16 protein-coding genes are annotated in these 17466 nt (G+C 41.6%); all 16 read right to left on the reverse strand.

Going from position 1 to position 17466, the window contains the following annotated elements:
* Positions 1–36 precede the first annotated feature (36 nt).
* Positions 37–594 (reverse strand): ribosome hibernation-promoting factor, HPF/YfiA family, encoded by a 558-nt coding sequence (gene hpf / locus C2I18_RS10015; RefSeq protein ID WP_249901041.1) that lies wholly within the window; start codon positions 592–594, stop codon positions 37–39.
* 222 nt (positions 595–816) lie between these two features.
* Complete coding sequence (locus C2I18_RS10020; RefSeq protein WP_249901042.1) at positions 817–2277, reverse strand: S-layer homology domain-containing protein; 1461 nt, start codon at positions 2275–2277, stop codon at positions 817–819.
* A 403-nt stretch (positions 2278–2680) separates the two neighbouring features.
* Positions 2681–2878, reverse strand: coding sequence for a cold shock domain-containing protein (locus tag C2I18_RS10025; RefSeq protein WP_068724647.1), 198 nt, complete (start codon positions 2876–2878; stop codon positions 2681–2683).
* Between the two features lie 228 nt (positions 2879–3106).
* Positions 3107–3442 carry a flagellar protein FliT gene (locus C2I18_RS10030; protein WP_249901043.1) on the reverse strand — a complete coding sequence of 112 codons (336 nt, stop codon included), beginning with the start codon at positions 3440–3442 and terminating at the stop codon, positions 3107–3109.
* Entirely contained in the window at positions 3435–3827 is a 393-nt protein-coding gene (fliS, locus tag C2I18_RS10035) for a flagellar export chaperone FliS (protein ID WP_249901044.1), read from the reverse strand. Before fliS ends, C2I18_RS10030 begins: the two co-directional genes overlap by 8 nt.
* Before the next feature lie 27 nt (positions 3828–3854).
* Complete coding sequence (gene fliD / locus C2I18_RS10040) at positions 3855–5747, reverse strand: flagellar filament capping protein FliD (protein ID WP_249901045.1); 1893 nt, start codon at positions 5745–5747, stop codon at positions 3855–3857.
* A gap of 20 nt (positions 5748–5767) precedes the next feature.
* A complete protein-coding gene (locus C2I18_RS10045; RefSeq protein ID WP_249901046.1) occupies positions 5768–6157 on the reverse strand; it encodes a flagellar protein FlaG in 390 nt (129 codons plus the stop codon).
* A 246-nt stretch (positions 6158–6403) separates the two neighbouring features.
* The gene (locus C2I18_RS10050; RefSeq protein ID WP_249901047.1) at positions 6404–7456 is read right to left on the reverse strand and encodes a nucleotidyltransferase family protein; all 1053 of its coding nucleotides are present in this window, start codon (positions 7454–7456) and stop codon (positions 6404–6406) included.
* Between the two features lie 26 nt (positions 7457–7482).
* Positions 7483–8148: a class I SAM-dependent methyltransferase gene (locus C2I18_RS10055; protein WP_249901048.1), complete on the reverse strand. Its 666-nt coding sequence runs from the start codon at positions 8146–8148 to the stop codon at positions 7483–7485.
* Between the two features lie 20 nt (positions 8149–8168).
* Positions 8169–9158 carry a GNAT family N-acetyltransferase gene (locus C2I18_RS10060; protein WP_249901049.1) on the reverse strand — a complete coding sequence of 330 codons (990 nt, stop codon included), beginning with the start codon at positions 9156–9158 and terminating at the stop codon, positions 8169–8171.
* A gap of 2 nt (positions 9159–9160) precedes the next feature.
* The gene (gene neuB, locus C2I18_RS10065; protein ID WP_249901050.1) at positions 9161–10240 is read right to left on the reverse strand and encodes an N-acetylneuraminate synthase; all 1080 of its coding nucleotides are present in this window, start codon (positions 10238–10240) and stop codon (positions 9161–9163) included.
* Between the two features lie 2 nt (positions 10241–10242).
* Entirely contained in the window at positions 10243–11409 is a 1167-nt protein-coding gene (gene neuC, locus C2I18_RS10070; protein WP_249901051.1) for a UDP-N-acetylglucosamine 2-epimerase, read from the reverse strand.
* Positions 11402–12571 carry a LegC family aminotransferase gene (locus C2I18_RS10075; protein WP_249901052.1) on the reverse strand — a complete coding sequence of 390 codons (1170 nt, stop codon included), beginning with the start codon at positions 12569–12571 and terminating at the stop codon, positions 11402–11404. Before C2I18_RS10075 ends, neuC begins: the two co-directional genes overlap by 8 nt.
* The gene (locus C2I18_RS10080) at positions 12568–13566 is read right to left on the reverse strand and encodes an NAD-dependent 4,6-dehydratase LegB (RefSeq protein WP_481857929.1); all 999 of its coding nucleotides are present in this window, start codon (positions 13564–13566) and stop codon (positions 12568–12570) included. The genes C2I18_RS10075 and C2I18_RS10080 overlap by 4 nt, the downstream gene beginning before the upstream one ends.
* A 24-nt stretch (positions 13567–13590) precedes the next feature.
* Positions 13591–15408, reverse strand: coding sequence for a motility associated factor glycosyltransferase family protein (locus tag C2I18_RS10085; RefSeq protein WP_249901053.1), 1818 nt, complete (start codon positions 15406–15408; stop codon positions 13591–13593).
* 123 nt (positions 15409–15531) lie between these two features.
* Positions 15532–17193, reverse strand: coding sequence for a flagellin N-terminal helical domain-containing protein (locus C2I18_RS10090; RefSeq protein ID WP_249901054.1), 1662 nt, complete (start codon positions 17191–17193; stop codon positions 15532–15534).
* Between the last annotated feature and the right edge of the window lie 273 nt (positions 17194–17466).

Here is a 17466-nt window from a genome sequence, read left to right on the forward strand (position 1 = left end):
AACTCGCCCCAAGCCTATGAATTGTTGGTTTCGGGCCTAGTTCTGCTCGATCAGACCATACTTGCCGTCATTACGTTTGTAAACAACACTAACCTCAGAAGTGTCAATGTTGGAGAATACAAAGAAATTGTGTCCAACCATGTTCATTTGCAGAATCGCTTCTTCCACATCCATCGGTTTCAAGGTGAAGCGCTTGTTGCGCACCACTTCCAAATCATCATAATCCGGTTCCTGTTCCTCTACGGCTACAGCACTAGGAGATCCTTCCACAAACAGCGTCTTCAGGCTTCCCTCCTGGCGGAATTTACGATTGAGCTTGGTCTTGTGCTTCCGGATTTGGCGTTCCAGCTTGTCCACAACAGCATCAATGGAGGCATACATGTCATCGCTGCGATCTTCTGCACGAAGCGTTACACCCGCCAGCGGAATGGTAACTTCCACCGTATGAAGGCCGCGGACCACACTAAGCGTCACAAAACCTTCAGATGTAGGGGGTGCATCAAAATACTTTTCAAGTTTGTTGAGTTTCTTATCAACATAGTCTCTCAAAGCGTCTGTCACTTCAATTTGTTGACCTCGAATGCTGAATTGCATGGGCACTCCTCCTTTGTTTACATCTCCATTATAGCAAATTGTCACGGCTAAGTAAAAACTTTAACAGGATGTTCATTACATTCAGCTAACACAAACTGTCATCCCGTGTGAATAAAACAGCCCGGACAGAGTCATAGGAATGCCCCTATCCGGACCAGGTATAACAGCAGCATTATTGCTCATTAATTAACCTTTTTCGCGTAATTTAAATCCTCAAGCAAATTAAGACTGTTTTGTCTGAATCCGCAGAATTTCTACCGGTGACCAATGGCTTCCGCTGCCTGTTATAAAATACACCTTGTACCCGGCATTGGTAGTCAGTCCGGTTAAGTTCAGCGTCTGTCTTATTCCCGGAGCCGGTGTGATCTGACCCGTCCAGGGTGCTGCTAATTGAACGCCTAGACTGTTTTGTCCGGCAGCAATTTGAACAGCAGTCGGATCTGCTGCATTAGCCGGAACTACAACATATCTAAGCGGTGCGGATGTCCCTCCTTCTGTTCCATAGGTCACATACACATCGGCTGTCACTGTGCCCATATTCCCCGGAGCTACACGGTTAATCGAAGTAGCAGTAGCTGGAGCAGTCTTCAGCTGGACGGAGGACACTGTGGACCAGTTACCTGATGAATCAGCAAGAGCCACATAAGTTATATAATCAGTATCAGGCGTCAGGCCATATACCGAGAAGGATACCGTCGTATTGGCAGACGCAGCGGCCTTGCCGTAATTTACAGCTGGTGTTCCAGTACTGGTCTGGCCGTTTTTAATTTGCTCTGCAGTAGGAGCTTGAACACCGCTGCTGTATGGTACCACAGCATAATAGACAGATCCCGTTACGGAAGGTGTAAGATATACATCTGCTGTAACTGAACCGACATGCCCGTAAGTCACGTTGCTTACAGATGGAGCAGTAATTCCGCCGCCACCGCCACCACCACCGCTACCTCCACCACTTCCTCCACCCGTTACCGGACTGGTTGGGGCTGGGGTTGCTGTTGCCGTTGGAGCCGGTGTTGCTGACGGGGAAGGTGTTGCCGTTGGAGATGGGAGTGGATTCACCGAGCCACCCGCTGCAGGCTTATGGACTACCGAGTTGCCGATAATTCCGACAGCCTCTGCCCGGGTAAGTGCCTTCTTCGGACCAAAGGTTCCATCAGGATATCCGTTGATCACTTTCAGGTTCGCTGCTGCGGCTACCGCACCCTTTGCCCATCCAGCAATCTGCGCGTTGTCTTTGAAGGTAAGGGACGTCGTATTTGTATTCAATCTAAGGACTTTAGCGGTAATTACCGCCGCTTCTTGTCTGGTCAGCGGATTGGATGCACGGAAGGTATTATTTTCGTACCCGCCGATGTATCCCGCTTTTACAGCTTTGGCTACTTCACTGTAGACCCAGTTGGAGCTTTTGACATCCTGAAAATTAATCGTCGCTGTCTCTGTAAAGCCAAACAGCCGGTTTACAAGCGCCACATACTCACCACGGGTAATGGGCTTGTTCGGTTTTACGGTACCGTCAGGGTATCCGCCTAAGTAGCCTTTATTTAACCACTCCTGTAACTGGCCTTGCGCCCAATGCCCCTGAATATCCTTTGGCACAGGTGCGGCAGACACGCTGCCCAGGGAACCGAACAACATGCCGACACCGAGAATACCAGTCATAAGACCACGCCAAGTTTTTTTCATTCTCCTGCTCATCCTCCTAAAAGTTTTGTCTGCCTAGGCGGTATAAAAGGGATCTCGCAAACTCACTCCGGAAGTCTAATTTTTGTTTGCCGGGCATGAACTTCATTTTTACGCTGGTTACACCTTCTCTTCCGAAGCGTACGCCTAAGCTCAATAAAGTGTGCATCCAGGCAGATATAAGGCCCAACGTCTCTTATTACCCAAATTATGGATGTTGTAAACGCTTTTGTACGAAAAAAACTTTTTTTTCTGTTTTCCCAGCTACGTATAGCAAGGGTAAAAGTTAACCCCACGGATAAATTAAGCAACAAAAAAGGACCCCGGGAATGATCCCAAGGTCCATGCTAGCGTAGTCTCAATTGCTAACCATCTACCATATATGTAGGTCGGCTAAGCCGGATGATTATAATTTGATGACGTTAGCTGCTTGTGGTCCGCGTGCGCCTTCTACGATGTCAAACTCAACGGATTGACCTTCATCCAAAGTCTTGAAGCCTTCAGTTTGGATTGCGGAGAAGTGTACGAATACGTCGCCACCATCGGCAGTTTCGATGAAACCATAACCTTTTTCTGCGTTAAACCATTTAACTTTACCTTCCATTGATTAAACATTCCCTTCGTCATCAGATGAACGTGAGTCATGCTCACAACTCGACTATACCACCGCAGCTTCTTTATTGTCAATTGGAATAGTAAATGGTTACATGCAATTATTTACCATTGTTTAATTTAACATTAAAGAACACTTTCACAGGAGTAAATTCATCAAAAAAGGAGCAGACGCTATATAATACCCGCCTGCTCCTGAGATGAAACATATGGAATTTAGTTATTTTTTGCGGTCCATCAGGATGCTGTCGGGGGTGTAGGCGGATTCGTAGGCGTTGCGCTGCATTTTGGCTTGTCCGCGTTTCATCAGAAAGTCCTGCGCTTCGAGACGAAGGGCATTCATCCGGCCCAGAAGCTCATAATCCTGCTCCAGAATTCGATTAATTTCGCTTTGTTGTGCAGGAGAGAGCTGACAAATTACCCTCTTTTCTGCGATGCCATCGACAAGCTTCTGCCGCTCCTCAACGAAAGCTTCAAGCTCCTCGTAAGTCGCTTCCTGAAGCCGGTCTATAATCGCCTTAGTGAGCTGATCCAGGCTGCGGATAAGTTCATCCATTGGCAATCTCAGATTGACTCGCAGCAAGCTTAGAGGCCTGCAGCCAGGTTTCGCGGAGATCGGTAAGATAGCCGATAGCCTCTTCGGCTTTCGCCGGGTTTTTGTGAATGTTGGCTTCTATTAATAAGTGGTTCGTGTATTCATAGAGAGAGTAAAGGCTCTTAGAAATTTCAATGGAGTAATCCAGTGTGCTCATTAATTCACTGATGATCGTCTGAGCTTTACCAAAATTTAAATTCGATTTCTCCAAATCTTGCTTATTCAAACCGTCAATAGCCGTCTTCGCAAAACGTATAGCCCCATCAAACAGCATAATCACGAGTTGAGCAGGTGTTGAGGTTTGAACTGATGACTGACGATATTTATCGTATGGAGATTTAAGCAATTATTTCACCCTCTATTTAAAAGTTTCTTAGCTACTTGCAGAAAACAGGTTGGTAGCTTGAGACTGGAGCCTATTCATGGCAGTTTCCATGGCTGTGAATTGTTTATAGTAACGGGTTTCAGCGTTATTCAGCATCGTTAGCATCGAACTTATTTGTGCATTGTATGCCTTCATCTTCCTTCCCATTACACTCTCTTCCTTAAAAGTACTAGTAAGATCCATAGAGAACCGGTTAGTTCCTGCCCGTTCAGAAATCTTATCAATAGCAGAACTTACTTTATCAGCAAACCTGTCCAGAATTCCTTCTTTGGGCGCATTAGCCGGTCCTTGCAATATATCCATAGCAAGCTGTGGATTAGCGCTGATTGCGTTCTTTAACTTAGTCTCGTCCTCAATGACCAGCTTGCCATTTTCTAAATAATTTCCGGTTGTAATTCCAAGCGAGCTCAGTGGACCGAGCTTCTCAGTGATAATGCCGCGCATTTCGGATAATAAGGATTTGATAATATCATCATTCTTAAAAAGACCACTTTTCGACTTCTCGGTCCAAGCCTTAATATCTTCCTCGTTCATTGCGCTCTTCTGCTCATCCGTTAGAGGCCTAAAATCGCGGTATTTTGCTTCATCGATTTTAGCATTTAAGGATACGATCAAGCTATTGTAGTCTGCAATAAAGCCTTTAATAGTCTCCACTGCTTTATCAGGGTCTGTTTGTGTTTTGATGATAACAGGCTCATCAACAGAAGATGCATCCTTTTTAGTCAATTCCTGCAGTGTCAGCTGCACTCCGTTAATAGTAAAGGTATTGCTGTTAACATTATCAATTGCTACATCATTAATGGTTACTTCCGCATTTACCCCATCTATGGTCTTTGTCATGGAGTTATTATCTGCAGGATTTGACTGTCTTCCATTAAAGAGCTTCATAAACTCAAAAGAATCTCCGCCGAGAGTAACAGGCCCCCCAGAATCACCAACAAGCTTCAAGGTACCATCTGCAGTGAAACTGGCACTTACTTTGGCACTCGCATCCCATGTCTGGTTATTAATTGCATCAACAATATTTGCAATGGAATCCGAGCCTTTAACCGTGAAATCTTTGCCATTAATTGTAAATTTAATATCTTCCACATCTGCATCAACCAGGGCACTGCCGTCTCGTTTGTTTATAAGCTCAGTTACTGTAGTTGCAGTAGTAACATCCGTTACTTTATTTGTTTCCACTACATTGCTCTTCGAGAACAAACCAAGTAAAGTATTACTGCTTGCAGGTGTTCCCAAGGTAACGGCGCCATCTTTGCCACTGGTTTTGGAAGCAATAATAAGCTTGCCTGTGATTTCATCATAGCTGGCAATAGCATTAGCTTTGGCAGAAGAGTTAATAGTAGCGACAAGTGTTGAGATTGTGGTGAGACCATTAAAGAGGGAATTCCCATCCTTGTCTTTGAACGTTTCACCGTTAATGTTAATATCAAAACCTTTTTTCAGATATTCGGTTTGTTCAGATGAAGACAAACTAGAGAGATTAACACCATCTAATGATGCTAACGATGTTGTAGCCGGCTTGCCTTGTCCTAATCCTGTAGTTTCATAAGTTGTTCTTGTTGCCAGCTTGGTAACACTAACCTTCATATCCACTCCGCTGGCCGTTGCCAAGGCTTCAGCTTTTACAGCAGTTGTATTTCCGCTAATCATTGCTTTCTGAGCATTAAGTGCAGCATTTCCTCCATACTTAGTTATTAATTTATTTGTCCGGAAATCGTAAAGTTTGCTGTTCAGCTCGCGGTATCCTTCACGTGTCCATTGCAGGATCTGTTTATCCTGATTTAGCTTGTCCAAAGGCACCCTCTTAGTAGCCATCATACTCTTAACCATACTATCAATGTCCATACCTGAAAATCCGTTGATCCGTGTTACCAACAAGAGCACCTCCTATGTAATCAGATTTTCTCGTCTACGAGTATTCCGGCTATTTCCATCATCTTAGCCACAAGATCCAATGTCTTCTCCCGTGGAACTTCCCTTATCAACTCACCAGTATCTTTATTAAGAACCTTTACCATAATGTCATGTGTCTTTTCATGGATGCTGATTTCCAGCGTAGTCTGGGGTCCTTGCAATGATTTAACGGCTTGCTCAATCGTGCGGATCAGCTGTTCCTCACCAACCGATACCTGGCCAGTCTGCTTCTCTTTCAGACTCTTATCATCCTTGATTGCTGATTCCTGACCTACAGGCATCGCCGTTCCACTTCTCGGTGCTGTTGTTACTTCCGCTCTGCCCAGTCCGTTTGTTGTCGAACTTGCAGTAAGTGAAAACTGTACATTCATTAACCCCGACCTCCACCAACACTCGTTTTATACTCTATATATCGGTTAGATTCAGGGATAATTTAGGATTTTGGTTGAAGTCAAGAGAAAAAAGCCCAAGTTAAGAAAAATAACCAGGGCTTTAAAAAACATTATAAAATCTTGAGGGCGTTTCTACAGAATAACTGACTCCAACAACACCCAACAGCCAATCTAAGTATTAATCCTATTGGTAGAATTCGTATAATTACTTCCGCTCAAGCTTTATCAATCATAAAAAACACCTTTATAATCCCCATTGGCCTTGTCATAATCTGCCGCTTGTCCAATATCAAGCCAATATTCTCTTAACGGAAAAGCAGATACCTCTTTATTCATCATAATTAAATTCTTAAACAGATCAGGCATATCATAGAATTCATCTTCAGGAACATATTGCAATATTTCAGGATTAAGCACATAAATGCCTGCATTGACAAAACTCTTATGTTTTGGCTTCTCTACAATAGAGAGCAAGCGGTGTTGGTCCGTTTCTATCACACCATAAGGAATCTGATATTCATATTCTCTTACACACATAGTAGCCATCGAGGCTGATTCCTGATGAAAATCCAACAACTGCTCATAATTAATTTTGGTTAGGAGATCCGAATTCATTACAAAAAAAGGTAGTTTAGGCTGCTGTGTCAATAAGGAGAGAGCGCCAGCCGTCCCTAATCGCTTGCCTTCTTCAATATACTGGATACGAACGCCAAAATGCGTACCATCCTGAAAATAATTTTCAATAACTTCTTTTTTATAATTAACTGACAGCAAAAAGTTTGTAAATCCGAAACTCTTAAAGCTCTCAATAATTGTCTCTAAAATAGGTTTGCCGCCAACCTTCAACATTGGTTTTGGGATATCGTCAGTAAGAGGACGCAACCGTGTCCCCATTCCTCCAGCCATCAAAATAACAGTGTTCTCTTTCTGGAGAAACTTAAGAATATCTTCTGCAAAAAGAATGTTTTCAATTTGTTTTCTTCCATTAACGATTGGCAGTTGCTTCAGTTTCTTCTCTTTTATTAACTCCTTATAGTAAGAAGCTCGCTTCCCATATCTCTCATACACTGGATTGTTATTCATTACCTGCTCAATAGCCGTGTCTAGGGGATGTCCGCGTAAAATGCCTCGACGAATATCTCCATCCGTCACCGTTCCGAGCAATCGGTTTTCTTTATCAATTACCACTGCGAACTGCAATGATGATTTATCGATAATTTCCATAACATTTAATATAGTTGTTTCTGGAGCAATTAATATTTCTCTCCATTTTTCCATCTGCATCGCTCCTTGAAGTACTCTGTTCATCGCTTAGAAGCAATAATAACCCACTCTATAATTTTTTCACTCAAATTATTGCATGTTTTTATAATTTGCTCCAACTCTGTGATTTCGTACTTTTCAAGTAGATTCTTAATGTCCTTTTCTGTTGAGAATCTGGTAGTTCCCTTACCATATGCTGGTCCTTCACTGACTACCCATAAACCAGGTGCAACCTGTTCACCTGTTCCGTCTCCCCAACTACCAGCAGCAAAGGTTCTACTATAAAGCTTCCCTTTAGGTTTCAGCACTCTATGGATTTCATTGTAAATAACTTGAGAATTTTCGTAAGAGTTTGAATATACTGCCTCATTATCTATTACAGCATCAAAAAAGTTATCTTCATAGGGTAGTGAAATAAAGTCTCCTACAACTAACTGTCCTGACCAGTCTTCCACTTCTACATCTAATCTAGTTTTAGCAATTTCAATAGCTGTTTTAGAACCATCAATTCCGTAAATAGTAAATCCTTCCCTAGCTACATACCATAGGTTAGCCCCAGTCCCACAACCCACCTCTAATACTTTGACTTCCTTTCTATCCCTAGCTTGGTAAAAGTTCCTTGCAATAAATCGAATTAAATCCTCTGAAGGATACTTCCCCCACCCCTGACTACTAAAAATATCCTCCCATATATTATCCCAAGCCATCTATATATCGCCTCTCCTCTTTATCGATAAAATAGCACTAACTGTTCCTTACCAGGATTATCTTTTAAAAATTCACATCTCATATTCTCATATGCTACTTCATTATGTTTATAATTCCCTATTTTAAATTGTGATTCTAATCGGGAAAAACCTCGTTTAAAGAACAGCAATGCATTCTTTTCTGATCGGTCTGTTCCTCCACCTAAGTATAATGATTTAGTCCCCTTACTCTGTGCGTACTTCGCAAATTCATAAATTAATAGATTGGATACTCCCTTAGAGCGCCCTTCATCATTCGATGCCGAAAGGTGATATTCAGCTATTTGGTCAACGACAAAAAAAATCGAAGCTCCTATAACTAAATCTTCCTCGTTCAATACACTAAGCAAATATACATTATCATTCTTTAACAGATCAACAAAGTATTCTTTACAGAAATAATAGGATCTGTCAGCTTCTTTTCCATCCATTAATTTTACATACAACTCAATAAATTGCTTAACTACGTTTTGAGATTTAGAAAAAGTTATACTTAACGAACTCTTCTGAGCCTTTCTAATAGTCGTTCTGACACGGGTACTGAATTCTGAAAACAAATCATTAGTAGTAAGATTTATACTAACAACGGTTCTATTATAGGAAACCTCCCCATAATACGTCCTATCATTTTCTAATAACGGGTGGAATCGTATAAATTCAATTAATACATAGTTGCTTACGCACCATTTTTTATACGATTCAATGCATTTGTCAATAAAACTTTGATTTCCTATCCCTATAGGTCCTCCATAACCATAAGGGGATTGTACATCAAAAAATATCGTTCCTGGTATTTCCCCCAACTGAAAGGCATGGTAATAGATATTATCGCCATCTTCTTTAGCAAAAAAGACTGGCCTTACTCCCTTTTTATAGAATGTATCATTAATCACATAATCCGGATGGAAGTAAAAAGACCGTTTGTCACTCGGAATTCGATTATATATTTGCAGTGCTTCTTCTACGGACACTATCATAATCGACTCAACGGCTCGTCTTGGTTAAAATCCTTAGACGCTTCCTCTGTTAACATCTCCCAATATTCGAATGGAGATATTCCGTTACCAGGACGCTTGATGGTAATATTATTCAAAGTTAGTTTCTCCCCCACTTTGATTTTTTTAGATGCAACAATGCTTTTACGGGCAATTTCAAGATTCTTAAGTTCCGATTTAGCCGGAATTTTAATTCCTGTTCCTTTTGCTAATTCTACTTGTCGAATACTTTCAATTAATAATTTTAGCTCATCTGGAGAAAGTGAAGCTTTGTGATCAGGGCCTTCCGCTTGTTTATTATGCGTAATATGCTTTTCAATAATTCTAGCACCTAGAGCAACAGCGGCTACGGTAACTGCTATCCCCTCTGTATGATCTGAATAACCTACTGGAAGACCAAATGCTTTCTGCATAGTTTCAATAGCTAATAGATTTACATCTTTCACAGGAGCAGGATATTCAGTTGTACAATGCAACAATTTCACTTTCCTTTGTAGTTGTTCCTGCCCTTCTGGAGATAAATACGCTGCCCGGAATGCACTGACAGAAGGTTGATCATGAGCCGAGAGTAAACCAAAAGCGATTACACCAAGCGCAGCCTCTACCTCACTTAGTGTAGCCATTCCTGTGGACAGAATGATATCAGGCTTTTTACAGGCAATATGATAAAGCAATGGAGCATTTGTAATTTCACCAGAGGATATTTTAATAGTTCTTAGTTTCAACTCATCAATTAAAAAGTCCGCACTCTCTATATCAAATGGAGTTGACAAAAATTCAATCCCAGAATCTTCACAGTAATTTTTCAGTTCACGAAATTGATCGAACGAAAGTTCAAGCTTTTTTACCATTTCAAATTGCGACTCTTCTTCACCAGTCGTCTGCATCTGATATTCAGCTTTTGGTGCATGCTTACTAATAACAAGCTCTGTCTTAAAGGTTTGAAACTTTACAGCGTCAGCCTTGCTACTCACTGCAATATCTACTAATCGTTTAGCTAGCTCCAAATCCCCATTATGATTTACACCTGCTTCTGCAATGACAAATGTAGCGTTCATCACTATACCTCCGGAATAGTTAAGAATGATTTTTGTATAATGTTTCTTAAATCTATTGTTTTAAGTATCTGGGTGATATCGACAGACGTCGTTTCCCCATCATACTTCAGCACAGTATCCTTTGCCTTCTGTTGAAATGGTGGAGAAATCGCTTTATGAATCGAATCCCTGATATCTTTTTCTTTGGGTGCGCAGTCAATGATAGAGTTAGCTTTAAGCCTACCCTTCTGCCTATCCCCGATATTAATCGTCGGCTTTAAGAATACGGGAGCTTCAATAATTCCACTCGAAGAATTACCAATCACTGCTGAGCAATACTTCATGGTACTCAGATATTTCAACTGGCCCAAAGAGAAGACTGCTCGGACACGATCCGAATGAATTGCAGCGTACTCATCTATCCGCTTATTTATAATTCTTCCATCTGTATCAGCATTAGATTTAGTAAACACTATATTGTACTCCGGAAAATGGTCCAATGCAGCTAACAACTCTTCAATCTGCTTTTCTGCTGTTTGCACTTCAAGTGTAACTGGATGGAAAGTGATTAGAAATAACTTATTTAGAGAAAAACCATAAAGTGTTGAAAGCTCCTTTTCCGTAAATAATGTCATCTTACGAATGGCTTCAACACCAAGATTCCCCACTTGAAATACCCGTTCACGTTGCTCACCTAATTGAATTATTCTTTGAGAATATTCATTTGTAGATGGGAAGTGAATGTGGCTCATTTTGGTGATAGCATGGCGTATAGAATCATCAATTGCTCCTTCTGTTAATTCCCCCCCGGAAATATGGGCAACGGGAATCCGCATAACCAGAGCAGTCTGAGCTGCAGCTAACATTTCGAAGCGGTCTCCAAGTAGAACGATTACATCTGGCTGCAGACGCTGAAAAGAATCTGCGTATCCCAAGACCCCTATTCCCATTGATTTAGCAATAGATGAAGGCGTATCGGCCGACAGAAGCATTTCAATCTTCTCATTTATGATGAAGCCGTCTTGCTCTATCTGCTGATATGTTAATCCAAATTCCGGTGACAGGTGCATCCCTGTTGCAATGATCTGCAATTCTAAAGCAGGGTCTGATTGAATCTCTTGCATCAGGTAGTATAACAAGCCATATTCCGCTCGCGTTCCTGTAACTACACATACTTTTCGATTAGACATCAGTTTCTCCTTTCAGCGGCGTTGAAGGAATATTAATGATTTGCCGCTTCAATTGATGTGTAACAGAAAGATCAGCCTTAGGATAACCAGCATACGGGGTCAATTCATCTAACGGTGTCCAAATCGGACGTGCCATTACACCCTCAGCATGCAGTTGTTCCAATACGTTATCCCTGTCATAAAGCCGCTCATCCAAGAGCAGAGTCTGCAACCAATAGTTGCTTGAATTATGCGGTTGCTCCAGGAACAAATCTACACCTTCAATGCCTTGGAATAAATCGCGGTACTTCTCTGTCAGTGCACGTTTGGACGCCAAAAATCCCGGGAGTTTATCTAACTGGGCGCAACCAAGTGCAGCATTAATATTTGGCAGTCTATAGTTATAACCAACTTCATCATGCTGGTACTCCCAACGGTGGGGCGTTTTGGCTGTAGTAGTAATATGCTTGGCATAATCTGCAAGCTCCACATCATTCGTTAGAATTGCCCCTCCCCCACCTGTAGTAATAATTTTGTTACCGTTAAAGCTTAACGCGCCCACAAGTCCAAATCCGCCTGTATGTTTACCTTTATAGTAAGAGCCCAATGACTCTGCAGCATCTTCAACCATAACCAGACCGTAATAATGACAGATTTCAATTAAAGCATCCAATTCGACCGGATGTCCGAACGTATGCATCGGCAGGACAGCACGAATGATCCTGCCTGTCTGTCTGTTCACAAGATACCCATCTCTTCGCTCGCCAATCTCTTTGATATGCTCAGCCAGCTTCACCGGATCTATACCCAAAGTCTCTTTAGACACATCGACGAAGTGTGGAACAGCCTGCAAATAAGTGATTGCATTAGCTGTTGCAACAAATGTAAGAGCAGGCATGAATACTTCCTCATTAGCCTGTACACCAGCTATTTTTAAGGCTATATGCAGTGCAGCTGTACCATTAACAACAGCTACTGCTCTACGTACTCCTGCATATTCCGCCAGTTTTTCTTCAAACTGATCGACATACTTCCCTACAGACGATACCCAACCGCTCTGGATACAGTCGGTTACATATTCCAGTTCGAGTGAGCCAAATGTCGGTTCATGCAAGGGAACATTTGAATGCACACCATAGATTCCCTTTACATTTACCGCAATATCCTGCCACATTGTACTCATATGTTGTACACCGATTCCTTATACTGAGATAGATGCTTCTTATCTCCAAACCAATCAGCTGTTTCTTTCAATCCCCGTTTTAATCCGGCAATACCACCATAAGAAGGTTCCCAGCCCAGCAGCTGTTTTGCTTTTACATTATCTGCCCAAAGCCTTTCAACTTCACTTTTCTCTGGCCGTATACGTATCTCTTCCGTTTCAATCTCTACCTTTTTCCCCATTACCTCCGCGATCAAGGCAACTGTATCACCAATAGAAATTTCATAATTGCTACCTATATTTATCACTTCTCCGATTGCCTTATCACTGTTCAAAATTGAAATGAATCCGTTGACCGTATCTTGAACGTAATTGAAGTCCCTTGTTGGACTCACTGCACCTAGCTTAATTTTTTCTTTGCCTGCTGCCAACTGAGAAATAATGGTCGGAATGACTGCACGCGCAGACTGGCGGGGACCATACGTATTAAATGGCCTAATAATTGCAACCGGCGTATCGAATGAGCGATAAAATGAGAGTGCCATCTGATCGGCACCAATCTTGGATGCAGAATATGGTGATTGTCCCTGCAGTGGATGAACCTCATCTATAGGCACATATTGTGCTGTTCCATACACTTCACTTGTAGATGTATGAACAACTTTGGAGACACCCAACTCACGGGCAGCTTGTAGTACATTTAGAGTACCTTTGATGTTGGTATCAATATAGGTATCAGGAGAATGGTAAGAGTATGGTATCGCGATTAGCGAGGCTAGATGTAGCACTCTATCGCAGTTTTTCATTGCTGTCTTTATTCCAAAAGGATCACGGATATCTCCAGCAAATACTTCAAACTCCCCTTGATACCGTGAATGATCCAGCCATCCCCAAGAATTAAAAGAATTATAGTACACGAAGGCCTTAACATCGTACCCTAACTCAACCAACTTTTCTGTTAAATGCGACCCGATAAAACCATCCGCACCTGTAACCAGTACTTTTCCCATTTTCATCATTTCCACACCCCGGCGATTGTATTATGACTGTAATTCTTTAGCGGTTGTTTCTAATATAGAGACAATTTCACTCAAAACATAAACACTGATATCCAGAAAACCAAGATTGACATCTTTGGCTGTAATAACATTATCAGGAGTGGCCACCAGTTCAATTTGATATAAGTTCCACACTGAATTAATTGTGGCAGGCTGCAATAGGTGTCTTAACAACCAATTATTTAATACGATGTTAAAAAATTTTTCTGTCTGGTCAATTTTATCCAACGCCAGCTTCAAATCACTTTCAGGCGTATATTTACTAAGTTTTAGACGTTTAACCGTTTTGCGTTGTTTTTCAAATTGTTGTTTAAGCTCAAGAAAATACTTGTACTGCTCCTTAATCACTTGCTGCATATGAGATCCACTTAGTGGGTAGTTTGCTATTTCCTTCAGCACCTCGGCTACAGGCTTAATTCTATCGTTACAGAACTGATCGTTCACTTCGTGCAAAGGCATTTGCTCTGTATTATCAATTCTCGCTCCGCCTTCAGTTGCATTGATGACACGAAGCCGTTTGTTTACAATTTCAATTTCAAGCCAGGTTCGGAAGGCATTCCATATTTCTGTAGTAGCAACTTCCCCACCATTATAACCCTCCGTTTTTAACGTTTTCATAACAGGGGTCAAGCTATCCGCTAATTCCTTATCATCATATATAGTCCCCCCAGCATGTGTTTCCTCCTCGGAGGTTCCATATGCTAAGTCTTGTCCTACTAGAATTATAGGTGAGGCACCTAAGTGCTCAGCAACACCTAAAGCTACGTGAGCACAAGACAGACCAATACTTATAGTATAATCCCCTTTAAGTTCTAGAATCTCCTTGAGCCAAATAAATTCCCCTACTCTTTCCCGCATGGGAATAACCAGTTCGCCAGGATACTCTTCAAAAATCTGTGGGTAAAGAACAAGCGGACCAACAAGCGCAGATTCAACAGGGTATGTCTTGCCCTCATAAAAATAGGTATATGTTTCTATGCCTCGCTCAATAGAGCAAATAAAATCAGGAATTATTCCTTCATTGCAGAGCCTCTGCGCTATAGTATCTACGGCAATTATGATGGCTTTATCCTTCAACTGAAGTAATTCTTTAATATTTTTATTTAGAGAAGGGCCAGCTGCTACAACGACAGCAGGTACATTGCGCATTGCATTTTTCAATAATGATATATCTTTTGAACGGCTGAGATGTTTTAAATTCTTCATATGGTGTCTGAATCCGATTAAGCTATCCTCTACTGAGTTTCCATACATCAATCCTTTATAACCGACCATTTCTTTTATCATTCTCACAATGGCTATGCTACTGTCAATTCCATGTTCTCTGTAAAAATAAGTAAAGTAAAATTTAATATTTTTCAAGTAGAAAATTGCATCTGACAAAAAAAACATATCAAGAAATGACGGCAAGTTATCCAGATTATCCGCATAAAGATATATATTGGGCGACTCAAAAAAGGATAGATCCTTATTGTGTAAAGTATAATTAAACACAGAAGTGTTAGGCTCAATAATAACAATTAAAGATTGATTATTAACCATACTGATGAGTTTTCTGATTTCTTCAACTGAATAAATGCCAATAACAAAAATCAGTTCACGCTTAAACGAATTAGGCTGATTGGAGTCGTCAAATTCACATTTTTGCACGTATGCCTTGTTATCGATAAATAATATTTCATTCCCTGAATCATCTGTATCACTTACTACCTGCTTAATCTTACTTGTGTCCGGCATTCCAATTGTATATTTAGGATTATTAGACAAGATGTCTATATTACTGTTTAAAACGTCAACCATCCCATCAGTGCTCCCTTACTTAATATTCATTTTTATCAAAAACAAAGTATAGAATCAGTATAACAAGAAAGCCCCACAACGTGGGGCATTTCTTTAATGATTATAAATTTTCTATTAATGAAATTATCTCAACAGTTGCAGTACGCCTTGTGGCTGTTGGTTAGCTTGCGCCAACATTGCTTGTGCAGCTTGAGCAAGAATGTTGTTCTTAGTTTGGGCCATCATCTCTTTAGCCATATCAACATCACGGATACGGGATTCAGCGGCTGTCAGATTCTCAGAAGCTGTTCCCAAGTTGTTGATAGTGTGTTCCAGACGGTTCTGAACAGCCCCCAGTTTAGCGCGTTCGCTGGATACGAGGGAAGTAGCTTTGTCCAGAACGGCAATTGCCTTGGATGCATCCTCACGGGTTGCAATATTCAAAGCAGCCTCGGATTTAATATCGTTAGAACCGTTGGTAACAGCATTCTCTTTAGTGAAACCAGCTTGTCCTGCATTGCCAGTAATACCAAGTGCAGCTGCACGAACATCATTGATTTGCAAAGACATGGATTGACCAGTATTGGCTCCAATTTGGAACTTCGTGGAGAATCCAACGCCTTGAGCTCCAGCGCCTACGACTTGTTCAACGTTATCAACAGCCGCAAATCCGGTACCGACTGCTGCCAGTGCTCCGCCAGCACCATCAGCCAACTTGATATCTTTACCCGTTTCAGAAATGAATTGAATTTCATTATCTTTGGACAAAGATGCCGTTACTTTACTATCTAATCCAGCCTTTTGCAATGCTGCATTCAGATCTTTTACCAAATCATTCATTGCTGCTTTTGCTACGTTTGCATCTGCGTCATTTGTTTTGTAAGTTTTAGCTGCAGTATCGGAGTTAAGAATAACCTCCACTTCACTCTCAGAACCCACAGTGAACTTAAGCGACGCTTGTGATGCGATAGTAGTCGCAGCAGCTGTAAGGGAGTTCGTACCTTGAAGACCAGCACGTTCTACAGTAGAAGGCGCACCCTGTGCCACACCTAAAGAAGCGGATACTCCCAGAGCTGCGTCAGCACCACTAAACTTAATCTCACTGGAGGATCCTGAAGATTTAGCAGTAAATGTAAGAGTAGTGCCATTCAGCTTAATGTCAACCAGACTTGACAACTTAGTACCACCAGAAGTTACATTACCCAGTGCAGTAGCCAATTTCTCAGCATTTGCAGCGTCAACTGTCGAGATTGCACTAACTCCAGAAAGATCAAATGTGATATCGTCTACTGTCAGCTTAGCAGTGATTGCTCCAGTAGTAACTGCACTAGAAGCAACAACCTCAGCACTTGTTGCCTGAGTCAGCTTACCGCTTTCACCGGATCCAATGCCGCCGTTAAGCAGTTTCTGAGTATTGAATTCAGTAGTATTACCGATACGGTTGATTTCGGATGTCAGCTGGTTCATTTCGTCTTGCAGTGCTTGACGGTCAGCATCAGTGTTCGTTCCGTTCGCGGATTGGTTAGCAATTTCGCGTTGACGTTGCAGGATCGAATGAGTTTCGTTCAGTGCGCCTTCAGCTGTTTGAATCAAAGAGATACCATCCTGAGCGTTACGGGAAGCCTGATCCAAACCGCGGATTTGACCGCGCATTTTTTCAGAGATTGCCAGACCAGCAGCGTCATCACCAGCACGGTTGATGCGCAAACCAGAAGACAATTTCTCGATATTTTTGCTAGTATTAGCTGTGTTGATCGACAGTTGGCGGTGAGTGTTCAACGCCGGAATATTGTGATTGATAATCATTGAATATTTCCTCCCTGAAATAAGTTAGTTCCACATCCATGTGGTAAACGCTGATCCATTAAGGTCGGCCGCCCTGCCGGATCAGCGTCTAAATTATATATCGTCAGAGAGCAGCTAGTTGTTTATAGCTTTTTAAGACTTTTTAAATTTAGAGTTTAATATAGATTTAACTGAACTTAGACTTGCTTTCCTACCACTTTCAAACTATACAAAATACTCCCCCCTATTCCGATAATTATGGATACTGCGAGCTTGTCAGTTCAGTACAATCAC

The sequence above is a fragment of the Paenibacillus sp. PK3_47 genome, from assembly GCF_023520895.1.
Lineage (GTDB): Bacteria > Bacillota > Bacilli > Paenibacillales > Paenibacillaceae > Paenibacillus_AQ.

Excerpts from the sequence above, each read along its gene's own strand:
- hpf (WP_249901041.1), bottom strand. The coding sequence starts at position 594 with ATGCAATTCAGCATTCGAGGTCAACAAATTGAAGTGACAGACGCTTTG.
- C2I18_RS10020 (WP_249901042.1), bottom strand. The coding sequence starts at position 2,277 with ATGAAAAAAACTTGGCGTGGTCTTATGACTGGTATTCTCGGTGTCGGC.
- C2I18_RS10025 (WP_068724647.1), bottom strand. The coding sequence starts at position 2,878 with ATGGAAGGTAAAGTTAAATGGTTTAACGCAGAAAAAGGTTATGGTTTC.
- C2I18_RS10030 (WP_249901043.1), bottom strand. The coding sequence starts at position 3,442 with ATGGATGAACTTATCCGCAGCCTGGATCAGCTCACTAAGGCGATTATA.
- C2I18_RS10045 (WP_249901046.1), bottom strand. The coding sequence starts at position 6,157 with ATGAATGTACAGTTTTCACTTACTGCAAGTTCGACAACAAACGGACTG.
- C2I18_RS10050 (WP_249901047.1), bottom strand. The coding sequence starts at position 7,456 with ATGGAAAAATGGAGAGAAATATTAATTGCTCCAGAAACAACTATATTA.
- C2I18_RS10055 (WP_249901048.1), bottom strand. The coding sequence starts at position 8,148 with ATGGCTTGGGATAATATATGGGAGGATATTTTTAGTAGTCAGGGGTGG.
- neuB (WP_249901050.1), bottom strand. The coding sequence starts at position 10,240 with ATGAACGCTACATTTGTCATTGCAGAAGCAGGTGTAAATCATAATGGG.
- neuC (WP_249901051.1), bottom strand. The coding sequence starts at position 11,409 with ATGTCTAATCGAAAAGTATGTGTAGTTACAGGAACGCGAGCGGAATAT.
- C2I18_RS10075 (WP_249901052.1), bottom strand. The coding sequence starts at position 12,571 with ATGAGTACAATGTGGCAGGATATTGCGGTAAATGTAAAGGGAATCTAT.
- C2I18_RS10080 (WP_481857929.1), bottom strand. The coding sequence starts at position 13,566 with ATGAAAATGGGAAAAGTACTGGTTACAGGTGCGGATGGTTTTATCGGG.
- C2I18_RS10085 (WP_249901053.1), bottom strand. The coding sequence starts at position 15,408 with ATGGTTGACGTTTTAAACAGTAATATAGACATCTTGTCTAATAATCCT.
- C2I18_RS10090 (WP_249901054.1), bottom strand. The coding sequence starts at position 17,193 with ATGATTATCAATCACAATATTCCGGCGTTGAACACTCACCGCCAACTG.